The organism is Pectobacterium aroidearum (genome assembly GCF_015689195.1).
GTDB lineage: Bacteria > Pseudomonadota > Gammaproteobacteria > Enterobacterales > Enterobacteriaceae > Pectobacterium > Pectobacterium aroidearum.
In genome coordinates this window covers 4,175,775-4,191,169 of the sequence record NZ_CP065044.1, presented here as the reverse complement: position 1 = coordinate 4,191,169, position 15,395 = coordinate 4,175,775, and the positions used below count along the sequence as shown (strand labels likewise).

At 54.3% G+C, this 15,395-nt stretch carries 13 protein-coding genes; 7 read left to right on the top strand and 6 right to left on the bottom strand.

Annotated elements, in window-relative coordinates:
- Positions 1 to 305: 305 nt before the first annotated feature.
- On the top strand, positions 306 to 830 hold the full coding sequence (ubiT, locus tag I2D83_RS18680; RefSeq protein ID WP_012773297.1) for a ubiquinone anaerobic biosynthesis accessory factor UbiT: 525 nt from the start codon (positions 306 to 308) through the stop codon (positions 828 to 830).
- A complete protein-coding gene (locus I2D83_RS18675; RefSeq protein WP_181829681.1) occupies positions 824 to 1,366 on the top strand; it encodes a GNAT family N-acetyltransferase in 543 nt (180 codons plus the stop codon). The genes ubiT and I2D83_RS18675 overlap by 7 nt, the downstream gene beginning before the upstream one ends.
- A 24-nt stretch (positions 1,367 to 1,390) precedes the next feature.
- Here I2D83_RS18675 and I2D83_RS18670 read toward each other — a convergent pair whose 3' ends face one another.
- Entirely contained in the window at positions 1,391 to 1,690 is a 300-nt protein-coding gene (locus I2D83_RS18670) for a GIY-YIG nuclease family protein (RefSeq protein ID WP_180777469.1), read from the bottom strand.
- 310 nt (positions 1,691 to 2,000) lie between these two features.
- Between I2D83_RS18670 and I2D83_RS18665 the strand changes: the two genes are divergently transcribed.
- The 5 genes from I2D83_RS18665 to deoD all read left to right on the top strand — a co-directional run bounded on the left by I2D83_RS18665 (position 2,001) and on the right by deoD (position 8,424).
- Positions 2,001 to 3,371: an amidohydrolase gene (locus I2D83_RS18665; RefSeq protein WP_241007244.1), complete on the top strand. Its 1,371-nt coding sequence runs from the start codon at positions 2,001 to 2,003 to the stop codon at positions 3,369 to 3,371.
- 721 nt (positions 3,372 to 4,092) lie between these two features.
- Complete coding sequence (gene deoC / locus I2D83_RS18660) at positions 4,093 to 4,872, top strand: deoxyribose-phosphate aldolase (protein ID WP_205947089.1); 780 nt, start codon at positions 4,093 to 4,095, stop codon at positions 4,870 to 4,872.
- A 146-nt stretch (positions 4,873 to 5,018) separates the two neighbouring features.
- Positions 5,019 to 6,347, top strand: a complete 1,329-nt coding sequence (deoA, locus tag I2D83_RS18655; protein ID WP_205947088.1) for a thymidine phosphorylase — start codon at positions 5,019 to 5,021, stop codon at positions 6,345 to 6,347.
- A gap of 88 nt (positions 6,348 to 6,435) precedes the next feature.
- Positions 6,436 to 7,659: a phosphopentomutase gene (deoB, locus tag I2D83_RS18650; RefSeq protein ID WP_205947087.1), complete on the top strand. Its 1,224-nt coding sequence runs from the start codon at positions 6,436 to 6,438 to the stop codon at positions 7,657 to 7,659.
- 45 nt (positions 7,660 to 7,704) lie between these two features.
- Positions 7,705 to 8,424, top strand: coding sequence for a purine-nucleoside phosphorylase (gene deoD / locus I2D83_RS18645; protein ID WP_012773304.1), 720 nt, complete (start codon positions 7,705 to 7,707; stop codon positions 8,422 to 8,424).
- 51 nt (positions 8,425 to 8,475) lie between these two features.
- Here the strand turns inward: deoD and I2D83_RS18640 are convergent, their stop codons facing one another.
- The 5 genes from I2D83_RS18640 to I2D83_RS18620 form a co-directional block, all read right to left on the bottom strand.
- The gene (locus I2D83_RS18640) at positions 8,476 to 10,266 is read right to left on the bottom strand and encodes an ABC transporter ATP-binding protein/permease (RefSeq protein WP_241007243.1); all 1,791 of its coding nucleotides are present in this window, start codon (positions 10,264 to 10,266) and stop codon (positions 8,476 to 8,478) included.
- 6 nt (positions 10,267 to 10,272) lie between these two features.
- Positions 10,273 to 12,768, bottom strand: a complete 2,496-nt coding sequence (locus I2D83_RS18635; RefSeq protein ID WP_205947086.1) for a TonB-dependent siderophore receptor — start codon at positions 12,766 to 12,768, stop codon at positions 10,273 to 10,275.
- Between the two features lie 146 nt (positions 12,769 to 12,914).
- The gene (locus I2D83_RS18630; RefSeq protein WP_241007242.1) at positions 12,915 to 13,892 is read right to left on the bottom strand and encodes a FecR domain-containing protein; all 978 of its coding nucleotides are present in this window, start codon (positions 13,890 to 13,892) and stop codon (positions 12,915 to 12,917) included.
- Complete coding sequence (locus I2D83_RS18625; protein ID WP_181829674.1) at positions 13,889 to 14,431, bottom strand: sigma-70 family RNA polymerase sigma factor; 543 nt, start codon at positions 14,429 to 14,431, stop codon at positions 13,889 to 13,891. Before I2D83_RS18625 ends, I2D83_RS18630 begins: the two co-directional genes overlap by 4 nt.
- Positions 14,432 to 14,662: 231 nt before the next feature.
- Positions 14,663 to 15,142 (bottom strand): discoidin domain-containing protein, encoded by a 480-nt coding sequence (locus tag I2D83_RS18620; RefSeq protein ID WP_137740982.1) that lies wholly within the window; start codon positions 15,140 to 15,142, stop codon positions 14,663 to 14,665.
- Positions 15,143 to 15,395: the final 253 nt, after the last annotated feature.

Genomic DNA, 15,395 nt, shown 5'->3' with positions numbered 1-15,395 from the left:
CTGTTGATGACGGCGTTCTGCCATCACCCTTGCGGGTTGTCGCGAGCGATGCTGAAAACCGTTTACGACGATTTTTTATCAGTCGATGAATGTTGTTAACGATTGAGAATCTTAATTAACCCATCAGGTAAGGACTTTGATTTAAGGCAGTTTATGGTGCTAATCGTTGCGCAAGGACAAAATCTGTTGGGCATAATCGGATAACCGACTAAATTATTGACATAGACCTCTTCCGCTCGCGGTGGATGTGGCAAAATGTTTGCAGATTATCTGAACAGTCAGATTGCTTTAAGAGGAGTACGCCAGTGTTGGAAAAACTACGAGCGCAGATTGTGCGTCAGGGGCCGAGCTTATTAGGTAAGCCACTCAAGTTCACCCCCTTTGCGCTACAGCGTCAGGTTTTGGAACAGATGTTGGGCTGGCAGTTCCGTCAGGCGCTGGAGGAGGGCGATCTGGCATTTCTCGAAAGCCGCTGGCTGAAAATTGAGGTACGTGACGTCGGTTTGCAGTGGTTTATGACGCTGCGCGATGGCCGTCTGGTGGTGAGCCATGATGAGACGCCGGATGTCAGCTTTAGTGCGGACGCGAACGATCTGATTTTGATCGCCGCGCGTAAAGAAGATCCCGATACGCTCTTTTTCCAGCGTCGTCTGCGCATTGAAGGCGATACCGAGTTAGGTTTGTATGTGAAGAACCTGATGGACGCCATTGAGCTTGAAGCCATGCCTGCGCCGCTGCGTATCGGCCTGCTGCAATTGGCGAATTTTGTTGAAGCTGGTTTACAGGAGGGCGTGGTGCAAACAGCAAATCACGCGCCAGTATCATGCTAGTTCGGGTGGAAATTCCCGTTGATGCCGCCGGGATCGACAGCTTATTGCGCCGCGCTTTTCCTACGGGTGCAGAAGCCGATCTGGTGCATCAACTGCGTGAAGACGGCTTATTGACGCTTGGCGTTGTAGCAACCGACGATGAAGGTGGTGTGGTGGGCTACGCGGCATTCAGCCCGGTGCTGATCGAAGGTGAGGATCGGTTGTGGGTGGCGCTTGCGCCGTTGGCGGTAGACGAAAGTCTGCGTCGACAGGGCGTGGGGGAAAAGCTGGTTTACGAAGGCCTGGATGCGCTGAATGAATTTAGCTATACCGCGGTCGTTGTGCTGGGTGAGCCTGCTTACTATTCCCGCTTTGGTTTCGTTCCGGCTACAGAGCACCAGTTGCATTGCCGCTGGCCGGACAGTGAATCGACGTTTCAGGTCTACCCGCTGGCGGACAATCAGGTTGCTGGTGAAAATTCATCTGAAGGCGAAAGCGGATTTGAACAGGCGACCGGTCTGGTTGAATACGCCGAACCGTTTAACCGCTTTCTCTAACATGATTTGTTAACCGATAGCACATCAATACATTGTGTCTGAAATGCATAGTGTCTGAGGCTGGTCTTGTACCAGCCTTTCTTTTTGGCTTTTGCTCAACTGCTTAATACGATATTCCAGTTTGAGTGCGTTTGAGCGGTCGCCCGCCAGACAGTGAAACACCAGCGTCAGCTCCCCTTTCCCCCGCAGCGCTTTCGCCCCTTTTCCCGTTTGATGTTGATTCAGGCGGCGGCTGACATCCGTCGTGATACCCGTGTACAGCGCTCCGGTGATTGTGCGCAGTATGTACAGATACCACTGGGGATGTTCGATGTGTTCAGTCATGGTCTTGTCTATGGATTATTGTTTGAAAAAGTGATTTGTCCCAGCTAAACATAAATAGCACGTCCTACTCATCGTATTTCACACCAATCGTATTTCAAACCATTAGTACTTCAAACAGTCAGCATTTCAAATAACTAGCACTGCATCGCATTAATAGCCGTTCTTCACCACGATGCACTTCTTTTACGGATAGGGAAAAACGTATGACACTGAAACGATATATACCCCCGCGCTGGCCGTAGCGTTCTCTTCTTGTTTCCTCTCACTGGGTTATGCAGCTGAACTGGCAGAGAAAGATCGGGAAACGATTGTGAATGCCGTTGCGAACTACTCTACCCAAATGACAACCGTTGCTCAGCAGATCTGGTCGAAGCCCGAGCTGGGTTATCTGGAAACCAACACGTCCCGGCTGCTACAGGATGAGCTAAAAGCGGCCGGGTTCAGCGTTGAAGCGGGTGTCGCGGGCATTCCGACTGCGTTTGTGGCGACGGCGGGGAAAGCGGGTGGGCCGGTTATCGGCATTCTGGCCGAGATGGACGCGCTGCCGGGCTTCTCCCAGGCCGCGACGCCGGAGCGTTCGCCAGTTGCTGGCATTGAATCCGGACATGCCTGCGGGCATCACCTGTTTGGCGCGGGGTCGGTAGGCGCCGCGATTGCGCTGAAGCAGTGGCTGGAGGCGACGGGAAAACCTGGCCAAATCCGGGTTTACGGCACGCCGGCTGAAGAAGGCGGTTCCGGTAAAGTGTATATGACGCGAGCGGGGCTGTTTAAGGATGTGGATGTGATGCTGCACTGGCATCCGGGCGATGAAAATTCGGCCGCGCAAGATTATTCGCTGGCGAATGTGAACGGTAAATTCCGTTTCTATGGCCGCTCTGCGCATGCCGCGTTGGCACCAGAGAAAGGGCGTTCGGCGCTGGACGGCGTGGAGGCGCTGAATTTTATGGTGAACGCGATGCGGGAACATGTGCCGCAGGAAACGCGTATTCACTATGTGATTACCGATGGCGGCAAAGCGCCGAACGTGGTGCCGGATTTCGCCGAAGTGTATTACTACGTGCGTCATCCCGATCCGGCCGTGGTCGCCAGCGTGACCGATCGTATCCGTAAAGCGGCGGAGGGTGCTGCGCTGGGAACCGAAACGCGCTATGAGTTTGAAATTCTCGGCGGCGTGTACAGCCTGTTGCCGAACAACGTGTTGGGAAAAGTGATGGATGACAGCCTCAGAAGTGTTGGGGCACCACAGTGGGATAAGGCGGATACGGATTTCGCCACTGCGTTACAAAAAACGTTGGATCAAGCCAAATTGCCGCCGCTTTCCAGTGCCGCGAATATTGCGCCGTATCATTTTGGTCAAACGGGATATGCATCGACCGATGTGGGTGATGTCAGTTGGGTAGTGCCGACGGTCGGGCTGGGAACGGCGACCTGGGTGCCTGGTGTGCCGGCACACAGCTGGCAGGCGGTGGCATCCGGCGGCATGGCGATTGGCTATAAAGGCATGGACGTAGCGGCTAAAACGCTGGCCGTTACAGGGGCCAAGCTACTGAGCGATCCTGCATTGATTCAACAGGCGAAAGCTGAGTTTGATAAGAGCCGTGGCGAGAACTTCCACTATAAGCCGCTATTAGGCGACCGGGAACCCGCACTGGATTACCGTAAACCTTCCGCAGGGAAATAATTTTCCTGCTCTGCCTGCGCTTTCTCTCTGTGTTTAGGGAGAAAGCGCTATGCTTACTACATACCCGTCATACTTCAAGTTGCATGTGCGTTGGCTGCGTTCAGTCACCCGAATCACTTACTCAAGTAAGCTCATCGGGACTCCTTCGCTTGCCGCGTTACGAGGCGCATAAATGGGCCTCGCCCTAAAGGGTCAACGCTTTGCGTTGTTCAAAACGTTAACGTTTTGTCCTGAAACTTGAATTATTTAGGGTATATATGACTTCAACCAGAAGCATCGGGCGATCTGTGACCGCGTGCTGCCGCCTCTTTATTCCTTTATGAAGGGCGGAGCTGGCCGACAAGGCTGTCAGCTCTCTTCCCCCGGCTTGGCCTTATTCAGGGAAGTATGTGTGATTGAAATCACATATAATCACTATCTATTGCATTTCTCTTACATCAAGTGTGAATGAATGCACAAAATAGTCCGGCATGGCGTGTTCAAATGTTTGATATGCCCACGTGTATAAAGAGTTTCTTTCGGTATCGTTCTTTCGGTGTTGAAATCATCACAGGATGAATTGTAGAGGAAGGCTGATTGCGGTGAGAAGGATCTCGGTGCCGCTACAGGTTGTTTCTCCTGAGCGCTATCTTCAAGGAACCAAGTCCGCTCGCCAAACGTGCTGGTTTTACACCAGTTTATGTTCAGGCCGGTTAGACCGGCTGACGAGTTGGAGAGTTGTATGAACAAGCTGACCACGGCCGCGCAACGTGCGCTGGAGCTGATGGATTTAACTACGCTGAATGAGGATGATACGGATGAAAAAGTGGCGGCGCTCTGCCGTCAGGCGAACAGCCCGGCAGGGAAAACTGCTGCTATCTGTATCTATCCCCGTTTTATCCCCCTGGCGAAAAAGGTCCTGCGTGAGCAGGGTACGCCGGATATCCGTATTGCGACGGTAACCAACTTCCCGCACGGCAATGATGATGTTGACATCGCGGTTGCAGAAACCAGAGCGGCGATCGCCTACGGCGCTGATGAAGTTGATGTCGTCTTCCCCTATCGCGCCCTGATAGCAGGCAACGCGCAGATCGGTTTTGAGCTGGTGCAGGCATGTAAAGCCGTGTGTCAGGATGCCCACGTGCTGTTGAAGGTGATCATCGAGACGGGTGAACTAAAACAAGACGTGCTGATTCGTCAGGCCAGTGAGATTGCGATTGATGCGGGGGCGGATTTCATTAAAACCTCAACCGGCAAAGTTCCCGTGAACGCGACGCCAGAGAGCGCGGCGATCATGCTGAAGACGATCCGTGATAAAGGCGTAGGCGAACGCGTTGGATTTAAAGCCGCGGGTGGCGTACGCAACGCGGAAGATGCCGCCATCTATCTGCAACTGGCAGACGATATCATGGGCGCCGAATGGGCGACGGCGCTGCACTTTCGCTTTGGCGCCTCCAGCCTGCTGGCAAGCCTGTTGACGACGCTCGGCCATGCCGCCGTCGCTCCACAGGACAGCTACTGATCGCACGCATACGACGCACGATGTTATTCGTGACCACATTTTTTTCATGACAGCATTCTGTTTATGACGGCATTAGCTCACAACAGTACATGCGCTTGCAGCGATAGGCTGCGGGGCCATATCAGAATTCATCAGGAGTACAGACCTTGTTTCTGATTCAGGAAATTATTCGTAAGAAGCGTGACGGAAAAGCGCTAAGCGAAGAAGAGATCCGCTTCTTTATCAACGGTATTCGTGACAATACCGTCTCTGAAGGCCAGATCGCGGCACTGGCGATGACCATTTATTTTCATGACATGTCGATGGATGAACGTGTGGCGCTGACGCTGGCGATGCGTGATTCCGGCACGGTACTGGACTGGAAGAGTTTGAACCTGAACGGCCCGCTGGTGGACAAGCACTCTACCGGCGGCGTGGGTGATGTCACTTCGCTGATGCTGGGGCCGATGGTCGCTGCCTGCGGGGGATACGTTCCGATGATTTCCGGGCGTGGTTTGGGACATACCGGTGGCACGTTAGATAAGCTCGAAGCGATTCCGGGATTGGATATCTTCCCGAACGATGACGATTTTCGTCGCATCATCCAGCAGGTCGGCGTCGCGATTATTGGGCAGACCTCCTCGCTGGCTCCGGCGGATAAGCGCTTTTACGCCACGCGTGACATTACCGCCACGGTCGACTCCATCCCGCTCATTACCGCGTCGATTCTGGCGAAGAAGCTGGCTGAAGGGCTGGATGCGCTGGTGATGGACGTCAAAGTGGGGTCTGGGGCGTTTATGCCGACCTACGCGCTGTCCGAACAGCTGGCGCAGGCGATTGTCGGCGTAGCGAATAACGCGGGATGTCGCACCAGTGCGCTGCTGACGGACATGAATCAGGTGCTGGCTTCTAGCGCGGGTAATGCGCTGGAAGTGCGGGAGGCCGTACGTTTCCTGACGGGGGAGAACCGCAATCCGCGTCTGTATGATGTTACTATGGCGCTCTGTGGCGAGATGCTACTGGCGGGTGGGCTGGCAAGCTCGGCAGACGACGCGCGTTCACGCCTGCAGGCGGTGTTGGATAACGGCAAAGCCGCTGAAGTCTTTGGCCGCATGGTGGCCGCACAGCGCGGCCCGGGTGATTTTGTCGAACACTACGATCGCTACCTGCCGGTGGCGACATTGAGTAAGCCAGTGTTCGCGACGCGGGAAGGCATCGTGACGGCGATGGACACCCGCGCTCTGGGCATGGCAGTCGTATCGCTGGGCGGCGGACGCCGTCAGGCTACCGATACGATCGATTACAGCGTCGGTCTGGATAGCATGATCAGCCTGGGTGAGCGCGTTGACGCGCAGCGCCCGCTGGCGGTGATCCATGCCAATACGGAAGCGCAATGGCAGCAGGCGGCAAATGAGGTTCGCGCCGCAATCCAACTGGGCGACACGGCACCAGAAAAGACCCCTATGGTCTATCGCCGGGTGAGCGCGGAAGCGTGATCGCCAGAGTCAGTTATTGGCTGTTTTGAATTGATGTTCCCCTGTCGGTAGGCAGGGCGTTAGCGCAGAGTTGCGCAGGAGAGAAAGAATGAAACGTGCATATATTATGGTTCTTGACTCGTTTGGTATCGGCAGCAGTGCGGATGCAGAACGTTTTGGCGATGCGGGTTCGGATACGCTGGGCCATATCGCTCAGGCGTGTGCGGCAGGAACGGCGGATAAAGGGCGCAGCGGCCCACTGCATTTGCCGAACCTGAGCCGTCTGGGACTGGGTAAAGCCGCTGAGGCTTCAACGGGTACATTCCCGGCAGGATTGGATGAAAACGCGGACATCATCGGTGCTTACGCGCACGCCAGTGAAATCTCTTCGGGTAAAGATACGCCGTCTGGCCATTGGGAAATTGCCGGTGTGCCGGTCCTGTTCGACTGGGGCTATTTTAAAGACGAGGAGAACAGTTTTCCGCAGGATCTGCTGGATAAATTGGTGAAACGCGCCAATCTGCCGGGCTATCTGGGCAACTGCCACTCTTCGGGTACGGTGATTCTGGATCAACTGGCCGAAGAGCATATGAAAACCGGTAAGCCGATTTTTTACACCTCTGCGGATTCGGTGTTCCAGATTGCCTGCCATGAAGAAACGTTCGGCCTGGATAAGCTGTATGAGCTGTGCGAGATTGCCCGCGAAGAGCTGACCGAAGGGGGCTACAACATCGGGCGCGTGATCGCCCGTCCGTTTATCGGCGACAAACCCGGCTACTTCGAACGTACCGGCAACCGTCACGATCTGGCCGTTGAACCGCCAGCGCCGACCATTCTGAAAAAGATGGTGGATGAAAAAGGCGGTGAAGTGGTTTCCGTTGGGAAGATTGCCGATATCTATGCGCAGGTTGGTATCACGAAGAAAGTGAAGGCGACCGGTATTGATGTGCTGTTTGACGCCACGCTGAAAGAGATGGATAGCGCGGGCGACAACACCATCGTATTTACCAACTTTGTTGATTTCGATTCTGCCTACGGCCACCGCCGCGATATTCCGGGTTATGCTGCCGCTCTGGAACTGTTTGACCGTCGCTTGCCGGAAATGCTGTCCCGCGTAAAAGGCGACGACATCCTGATTCTGACGGCCGATCACGGCTGTGACCCGAGCTGGCACGGTACCGATCACACCCGTGAGAATGTCCCCGTGTTGATCTATGGCCCGAACGTGAAGCCGGGTTCATACGGTCACCGTGAAACCTTCGCCGATATCGGGCAGACCGTTGCGGCCTACTTTGGCCTGTCGCCTATGGACTACGGTAAATCGATACTGTAAAACACACCGTTTTTACGTGAACTTGATTAATTAAGGAATAAACGCATGGCTACGCCACATATTAATGCAGAAATGGGTGATTTCGCGGACGTTGTACTGATGCCGGGCGACCCGCTGCGCGCTAAGTACATTGCAGAAACCTTTCTGGAAAATGCCCGCGAAGTGAATAACGTGCGTGGCATGCTGGGTTTCACCGGCACCTATAAAGGCCGTAAAATTTCGGTGATGGGTCACGGTATGGGGATCCCCTCCTGCTCAATCTATGCGAAAGAACTGATCACCGAATTCGGCGTGAAGAAGATCATTCGCGTGGGTTCCTGCGGTGCAGTACGTGAAGATGTTAAGCTGCGCGACGTGGTGATCGGTATGGGCGCCTGTACGGATTCCAAAGTGAACCGCATGCGTTTCAAAGATCACGACTACGCGGCGATTGCCGATTTCGATATGGTTCGCAATGCGGTTGATGCTGCCAAAGCTCGCGATGTTTCCGTACGCGTAGGCAACATCTTTTCCGCGGATCTGTTCTACACGCCAGATCCGCAGATGTTCGACGTAATGGAAAAATACGGCATTCTGGGTGTGGAAATGGAAGCGGCCGGTATCTACGGCGTCGCGGCAGAGTTTGGTGCGAAAGCGCTGGCCATCTGTACCGTTTCTGACCACATTCGTACGGGTGCGCAGACTACGTCAGAAGAGCGTCAAAATACGTTTAACGAGATGATCGAAATCGCGCTGGAATCCGTTCTGCTGGGCGATAACGAGTAATATCATACTAGCCCGGACATCCGTTCCGGGCTGTTTTTTCTATATTTCCCTTCATATCCTGCCGTAAGAAACCTGCTGTCTATCCGCCCCTGGCACCGTAACAGAAGGATCGACAATGTTGTTCTCCGTGCGTATTTTCTTCTCTGGCTCGAGTGGCGTTAAGCGTATCTGATGTGTGAAGCAAGCCAGTACGGCAGGCTGATGGCTGACGGCTAACACGATAGTGCGTGGCAGCGCAGTCCTGATGTGATCTAACAGCTGAAGCGCCGCTGCGTCATCAAGCTGGCTGGTGGCTTCATCCAGACAAAGCAGCGTCGGGCGCAGCAGCAACGCGCGGGCGAGTGACAGGCGCTGTTGTTCGCCGCCCGATAGCACCCGGCTCCAGTTTGCCGTGTCGTCCAGACGAGGAATCAGCGAGGCCAGCCCGGTTTGTTCCAGTACCTTCGCGAGCTGTGAGCGATCGACTCGCTGTACTTGCGGATAACACAGTACCTGACGCAGCGTATCCTGCGGCAAATAGGCTTTTTGCGGCAAAAACAGCGTGTGGCCAGCGGGGAAATGCCAGTCTCCTTGTGAAACAGGCCACAATCCCGCCAGCGCACGCAGCAGCGTGGTTTTTCCCGTGCCGCTGGCTGCGCTGAACGCCGCCCATTCGCCAGCCTGAAGTGTGAGCGTCAGCGGGGCGAAATACGGCGAACCATCAGGGCGCGGTACGGATAGCACGTTGATAGACAGGGCATGACCTTCATGACGCGGCGTCTCTGGTGCAGGCAACTGCTGTAAGCGCTGCTGGAATTCCCACAGCCGCTCAATGGTGGAAGACCATTGAACTAGCTGACGATAGGCATCGATAAACCAGCCAAAGGCATCCAGCACATAGCCGAAGGCGGATCGCGCCTGCATAATCGCCCCAAGGCTAACCTGACGAGCAAGAAACAGCGGCAGAGTAGCGAACACCGGAATAATCAGGCTGAAACGGAAATAGCTGGTAGTAAAGCTTTCCAGCCGAAATTCCCGCGCCATTAGGCGCTGCCAGTTTTGCACGATGGGCAGGAAATGTTGCCGCATCCGCTGCTGCTCGGCGTCACTCCCCTGATAAAACGCAATTTGTTCGCTGTTATCCCGCACCCGCAGCAGCGTGGCGCGGTAGTCGGCCTCCGCCCGCTGACGTTCAATATTCAGTTTGTGCAGGCGGTGCCCCAGCCGATGTGTGACCACGCTGGCGAGGGCGGCGTAGGCGAGGGCAATCCACACCAGATAGCCGTGTATCGTGATGGTATAGCCGCTTAATGTGAAAGTATGAACGCCGGAAAGCTGCCATAGAATGGCGATAAAAGAGAAAAAGCGGGCGGTATTTTTCAGCAACGAGAGCAGGAGTTCGAGGCTTTGTTCGATCAGCAGGCGAATATCTTCCGCGATACGCTGATCGGGGTTATCCAGCCCGGCACTGAGCTGATAGTGGGCGTGATTGCGCAGCCAATCCTGCTCATACTGATGCGTCATGGTATCGCGCCAGCGGATAATCAGCTGTTTCTTGAGCCAGTTGCCGCAGATGATCACCAACACGAACAGCAGCGTATAGGCCAGATAGCGCACCGCCATATCGTAGATGGAGGCGTGCTGAAAGTAGTCGGCCAGCGCGTCGTAAAAATCCCTGCTCCAGTTATTGTACTGCACGCTGATCCAGACGACGGAGAGCGTCAGGCTCATAATCAGCAACAGCAATAACCACAACAGCATGGCGCGTGTCGTCAGCCAGAAAGATGCGACCAGAGAATAAAAGCGTTTAAGCGTTTGCATAATGGGGTGAGCGATGGCCTGCCAGCAGAGGCTGGCAGGCATATTCGCTTAGAAATTCCACTTTGCGGTCAACATGAAATTACGCGGATCGCCGTAATAGTTGTTGCCGCTGCGGTGGCGGTTGTTCAGGTTTAAGAAGTAAGTTTTATCCGTCAGGTTATTGCCCACCAGATTAAAGCTCAGGTTCTTGCTGTACTGATAGCGAACATTCGCGTTCCACAGCGTATAACCGCCCTGAGACAGGCCAAAAGCGCGGTTGGGATAAGTTTGTGTACCCGTTTGGGCGGTCATGCCCGCGCCAATCGTCCATTGATTCAGCTCACCCGGCAGATTGTATGAGGTGTACAGCTTGAACATATGCTTCGGCGTACGTGGGCTGAACTGTGCCGCTTTATCACTCTCTGATGCTTCCAGATATTTACTGTTAGTCAGGGTATAACCCGTCTGAATCTGCCAGCCTTCAGCCAGTTGCCCTGTGACATCCAGTTCAACGCCTTGACTGCGTACTTTGCCTTCGGCACGGGAACAGCCGCTATTAGGATCTTGGCAAACGGAGCTGTCTGCTTCGGTGATCGCACGGTTGGACTGAATAATGCGGAACAGTGCCAGTGAAGCATTCAGATCGCCGTCAAAAAACTCCCCTTTAACGCCGGTTTCATAGTTGGTGCCGGTAATGGCGGGCAGCAGCTTACCGTCCTTATCGCGTGCACTCTGTGGTTTATAGATTTCAGCATAGCTGGCATACCAGGTGTAATTGTCGGCAAAATTCCATAGCAGGCCGCTATAAGGGACAAATTTATCGCGAACGTGCAGGCTGCTGTATTCTTTGTCGCTGGTGTTGCGCTGGTTATCGTAATAGTAGTCGTAGCTATAAGCGCTGTAGCGACCGCCGAGGATGAGTTTCCAGTCATCGGCCAGCTCCCAGCGTGTGGTAGTAAACAGCCCGCGCTGATAAATATTATATTGTTCTCTATAACGGGAACTGTAGAGGCTAAGGTTCGACCAATCGGGTTCTGCGACTGAGTTAGGATCCCAATTATAGATATTGGCACTGGTGGTGTTAGCAATACGGCCAATAGCGTTGTCGAAGTTCTCTTTCTGATAGTCACCGCCGAACACCAGCTCATGGCTACGTCCCAATAGCTCAAACGGACCACTCACACTGAGGTTATAGCCCCATTGATCGCTCTTGTTGTCATAGTGCAGCGCATTGTTTAACCGGCTAACACCGGTTTGCGGGTTAACGCCTGCCGTACCGTTCATAATACCGATATAGCGTTCTTTCGACGTGGCTCGTGTGTAGTTGAGCGCACTTTTTAGTGTCCAGTCGTTGCTAAAGCGATGCTCTAATTCCGCAAAGGGATTAATTCTTTCAAAATTAATCCGGTTCCAACTCGCCCCCAGAAACGTTGAACGCGGAAGGTGTAAGTTGCTCTTATCGGTGCCGAAAGGCACGCCATAAAGATCGGGCACTACATCCGTTTTCTGCCAATTCATTCCTGTTGTCACGGTGGTATCGGGTGTGATATCCCAGGCTAACGTCCCGAACAGTACCTTACGTTCGCTGCCGACATAATCCGTGAAGCTCTGTTTGTCTTGGTATACGCCCACCAGACGGCCGCGCAGGCTGGCATCGTCATTGAGTGGACCGGAAACATCTATCTCGCTGCGGTAATTGTCCCAACTTCCGATTCCTGCACTGGCAGACGCCTGAAATTCGTAGGTCGGTTTTTTACGTACCAGATTGACGGTGCCGCCGGGTTCCCCGCTGCCCTGTGTTAGACCTGAAGCGCCACGCAGAACTTCGACGCGATCGTAAATCGCCAGATCGGGTGATTCACTGGTCGATTGAAAGGCGTTCATTACGCTATTTTGCGACGACTGGTTGACGCCATCCTCTTTGATATTGTCCATCGCGAACGCGCGTGACTCGTATTTCACTTGAAAGCTATTCTGATTGACCACGTTAATGCCGGTGGTTTGCTTCATGGCTTCATCCAGCGAGGTCATATTCTGATCGTCCATACGCTGGCGCGTCACGACGCTCACCGACTGCGGCGTTTCTCGCGGCGACAGGTTCAGCTGTGTCGCGGTGTTCATGCTGCGCGTGGTGTAGGACTGGGTGCCTTCGGTCACGCCGTTGCGATTGACCCCCGCTACGACCAGCATCTCATCTCCCTGCGGTATTCTCTGTAAGCGCCAGGCGCCGTTAGGCTGCGGAATCACCTGAAGTCCGCTTCCGGCTAGCAGAGCCGAAAATCCGCCATCGACGCTGTAATTCCCTTGCAGGGACGGACCGGTTTTTCCTGTCGCCAACTGTGCATCGCCGACCAGATAAACGCCCGATTGGGCGGCAAACTGGTTTAGCTGCTGGTTAAGCGGTCCGGCAGGAATTGCGTAGGTTTTGGTTGCCGCCACTGCTGCTGTTTCTGCGGCGGTTGCGGTGGAATGCGCGAAAAGCGGTGCGCCGCACAGTAGCAGATGAACGGCAATCGCCAGTTTGGAAGGAGTGCGCTGTGTTGAGAAAAATGGAATCAATGCCATGAAAATTCGCCTTCTGACCCAGAGTAAAAATTGGTGGTTTTACTGTGAATCGAACGACAGCAGGAAAAGGGGAACTCAAAAGAGAAAATTTTTTATCTGTCCCCTAAAAAGCAGTATCCGGAAAGGGGACGGTTATGCGGACGATATCAGCGCGGTTCGACGGTCACCCACCACGGAAAACGGCGATGGATGCGAACCGGGAAGGCTTGCTCCAGCATGTTCAGCGCCATGTCGGTATCGGTTAAGGGGAAGGTGCCCATCACGCGTAAATCGGCAATGGCGGGTTGGCACGCCAGATAGCCATGACGATAGCGAGACAACTGCGCTACAACCTCTCCCAGCGGCATGTTGTCCGCCTGTAGCCTGCCGTGTGACCAGTCGGCATCGTTCTGCTGATTGGGCAAAATGTTACCCTGACCGTCGGCATTGAAGCGCAGATGGTAGCCAGCGTTAACCCGACGTGCGGCAGAGGCGTATTTGGCGTTGGCATCGACCGCATGTTGGTAAACGGTCAGCGTGGTGGCCTCCGGCTCTTGCGCGACGCTAAAACGCGTGCCCAGTGCCTGCATGCGCCCTTGCGCGGTGGTGACAAAGAAAGGTCGCGCGTCGGCAGCGGTCTCAATCAGAATGTCCCCGGCCAGCAGGGCGATTTCCCGCCGCTGGTCGCTGTAGCGGATATCAATCGCGCTGGCGGTATTCAGCCACAGCCGGGTGTTGTCCGGTAACGTCAGCGATTTGATTTCTCCTACCGCGCTGTGATGATCGGCCGTCATCGCCAGCAGCGAGTCTTTTAGCGGCGTGTGGCGGTAAGTCAGCCAGGAGAGGAGTGTGCCGGTGCTGAGCAGCGCAGCGAGTTTGAGCGCGCGACGACGTGTCATCGACGCAGGTTTGTGCAGCAACGTATCCAGCGCGGGTTGTTGGCCATCGCCACGCAGCGGCTGGAAACGCTGGCTGACCGTGAGCACGAACTCCCACGCATGGCGGTGCTCCTCGCTTTCGTCCATCCAGCGCTGCCAGTGATGATAGTGCTCATCGCCAGGTTCCCGATCGCACAGTTGGGCGTACCACTGTGACGCCTCCTGCAAGGCAATAAAGCTGGGTTTGTTCAGGCTGGGGTTATTCATGAACGAGCGTCCTGACCGTCCGCGTCTATCTCCGCTTCCAGCAGCACACAATGCAGCATGGCTTGCGCCATGTATTTTTTCACCATGCGTTCGGAAACGCCCAGCGCATCGGCAATGTCCCGATAGGGGCGTCCCTGTACCTGCGCCATGATAAAAGCGGCACGCACCTTCTCGGGCAGCGCACGCAACATGGCATCGACCTGATACAGGGTTTCGAGAATGATATTGCTGTCTTCCGCTGACAGGGCAACCGGCTCCGGCTGTTCGGCGAGCGAGGCGAGCCAGACGCGCTCGATTTCCCGCTTGCGCCAGAGATCGACGCACATGCCTTGCGCCATCACGCTCAGATAAGCCCGCGCACCCGCGTGGCTGTCGAACTGACGTGGCTTCAGCAAGAGCCGTACAAAGACATCCTGCGCCAGATCGGCCGCATCACACAGATTCCCCAGCCGTTTGCGTAATAGCCCCTGCAACCAGCCATGATGCTGGCAATAGAGCTGATGCATATCTGCTGAGGTATCAATATTGGCTGATGACATGTCTGGTGCCTGAACCGGAACGATAGGAGGTCAAATTTCAGGCGCATCTTAGTTGAGAATGATTTTTATTTCAACGCTAAGGAAAATGTGGGTACCGATGGGGGGCGAGGACGCGTAAGAAACGCGTGGGTAGTAAAGCGGAAATGCATCACGTTCGGTAGCGGCATCGGGCGTGATGCGACTCAACGCTATCGGAAAAGGCTGGCCTCAACGTCAGGCCAGCCGACAATGTTACTTAATGGCCTGAGCAGGAACCTGTGCAGCGCTGTTAAAGCTGATCTCGTTGATCGCGCTCCATTTGTTTACATCGGTGCCAAACGTATCCAGTTTGAAGAACTTGGCTTTAACGGCAGGGAAAGTGAATTTTTCACCGTCTTTGGCATTGCTGGAGGTGACCAGATTGTCAGCTAGCTTTTTCCAGGTTTTACCGTCGGTGGAGTAGGAGACGGAGAACTTCAGTTTGCGCTCGTCCGCTTTGAAAGGAACAAGAACAAAGTTCTCAACCGATTGTTCTTTATCCAGTTCTAACTGAACCCAGCTCTCACCATTTGCCGCCCAGCGCGTTTTTACGTCGCCATCGGCAATGTTGGCTGGCTTGTGGCCCTTGTCTGAATCATAAGCGGAGGCTGTCACCGCCGTTACTTGTACCGCGTAAGCGGAAAGAGAGAATAAGCCGCACAGAAGCGTCGTAGCCAGAGTGTATTTTTTCATATTATTCCTCGTTGATAACGGATAAACCATGCATGCCTGTAAACCAGAAACATGAAATGGAATGTTATTATGATAAAAAAGAAACAATGTTTTATTTGTAGCGATCACGTTGCGAGGATTTTTCTGGCAGGAAAAAAGGCAGAGCGGGACGGGGCGCACATTATGGCACCCGCCGTATACTCGTCATACTTCAAGTTGCATGTGCGTTGGCTGCGTTCAGTCACCCGAATCACTTACCTGAGTAAGCTCATCG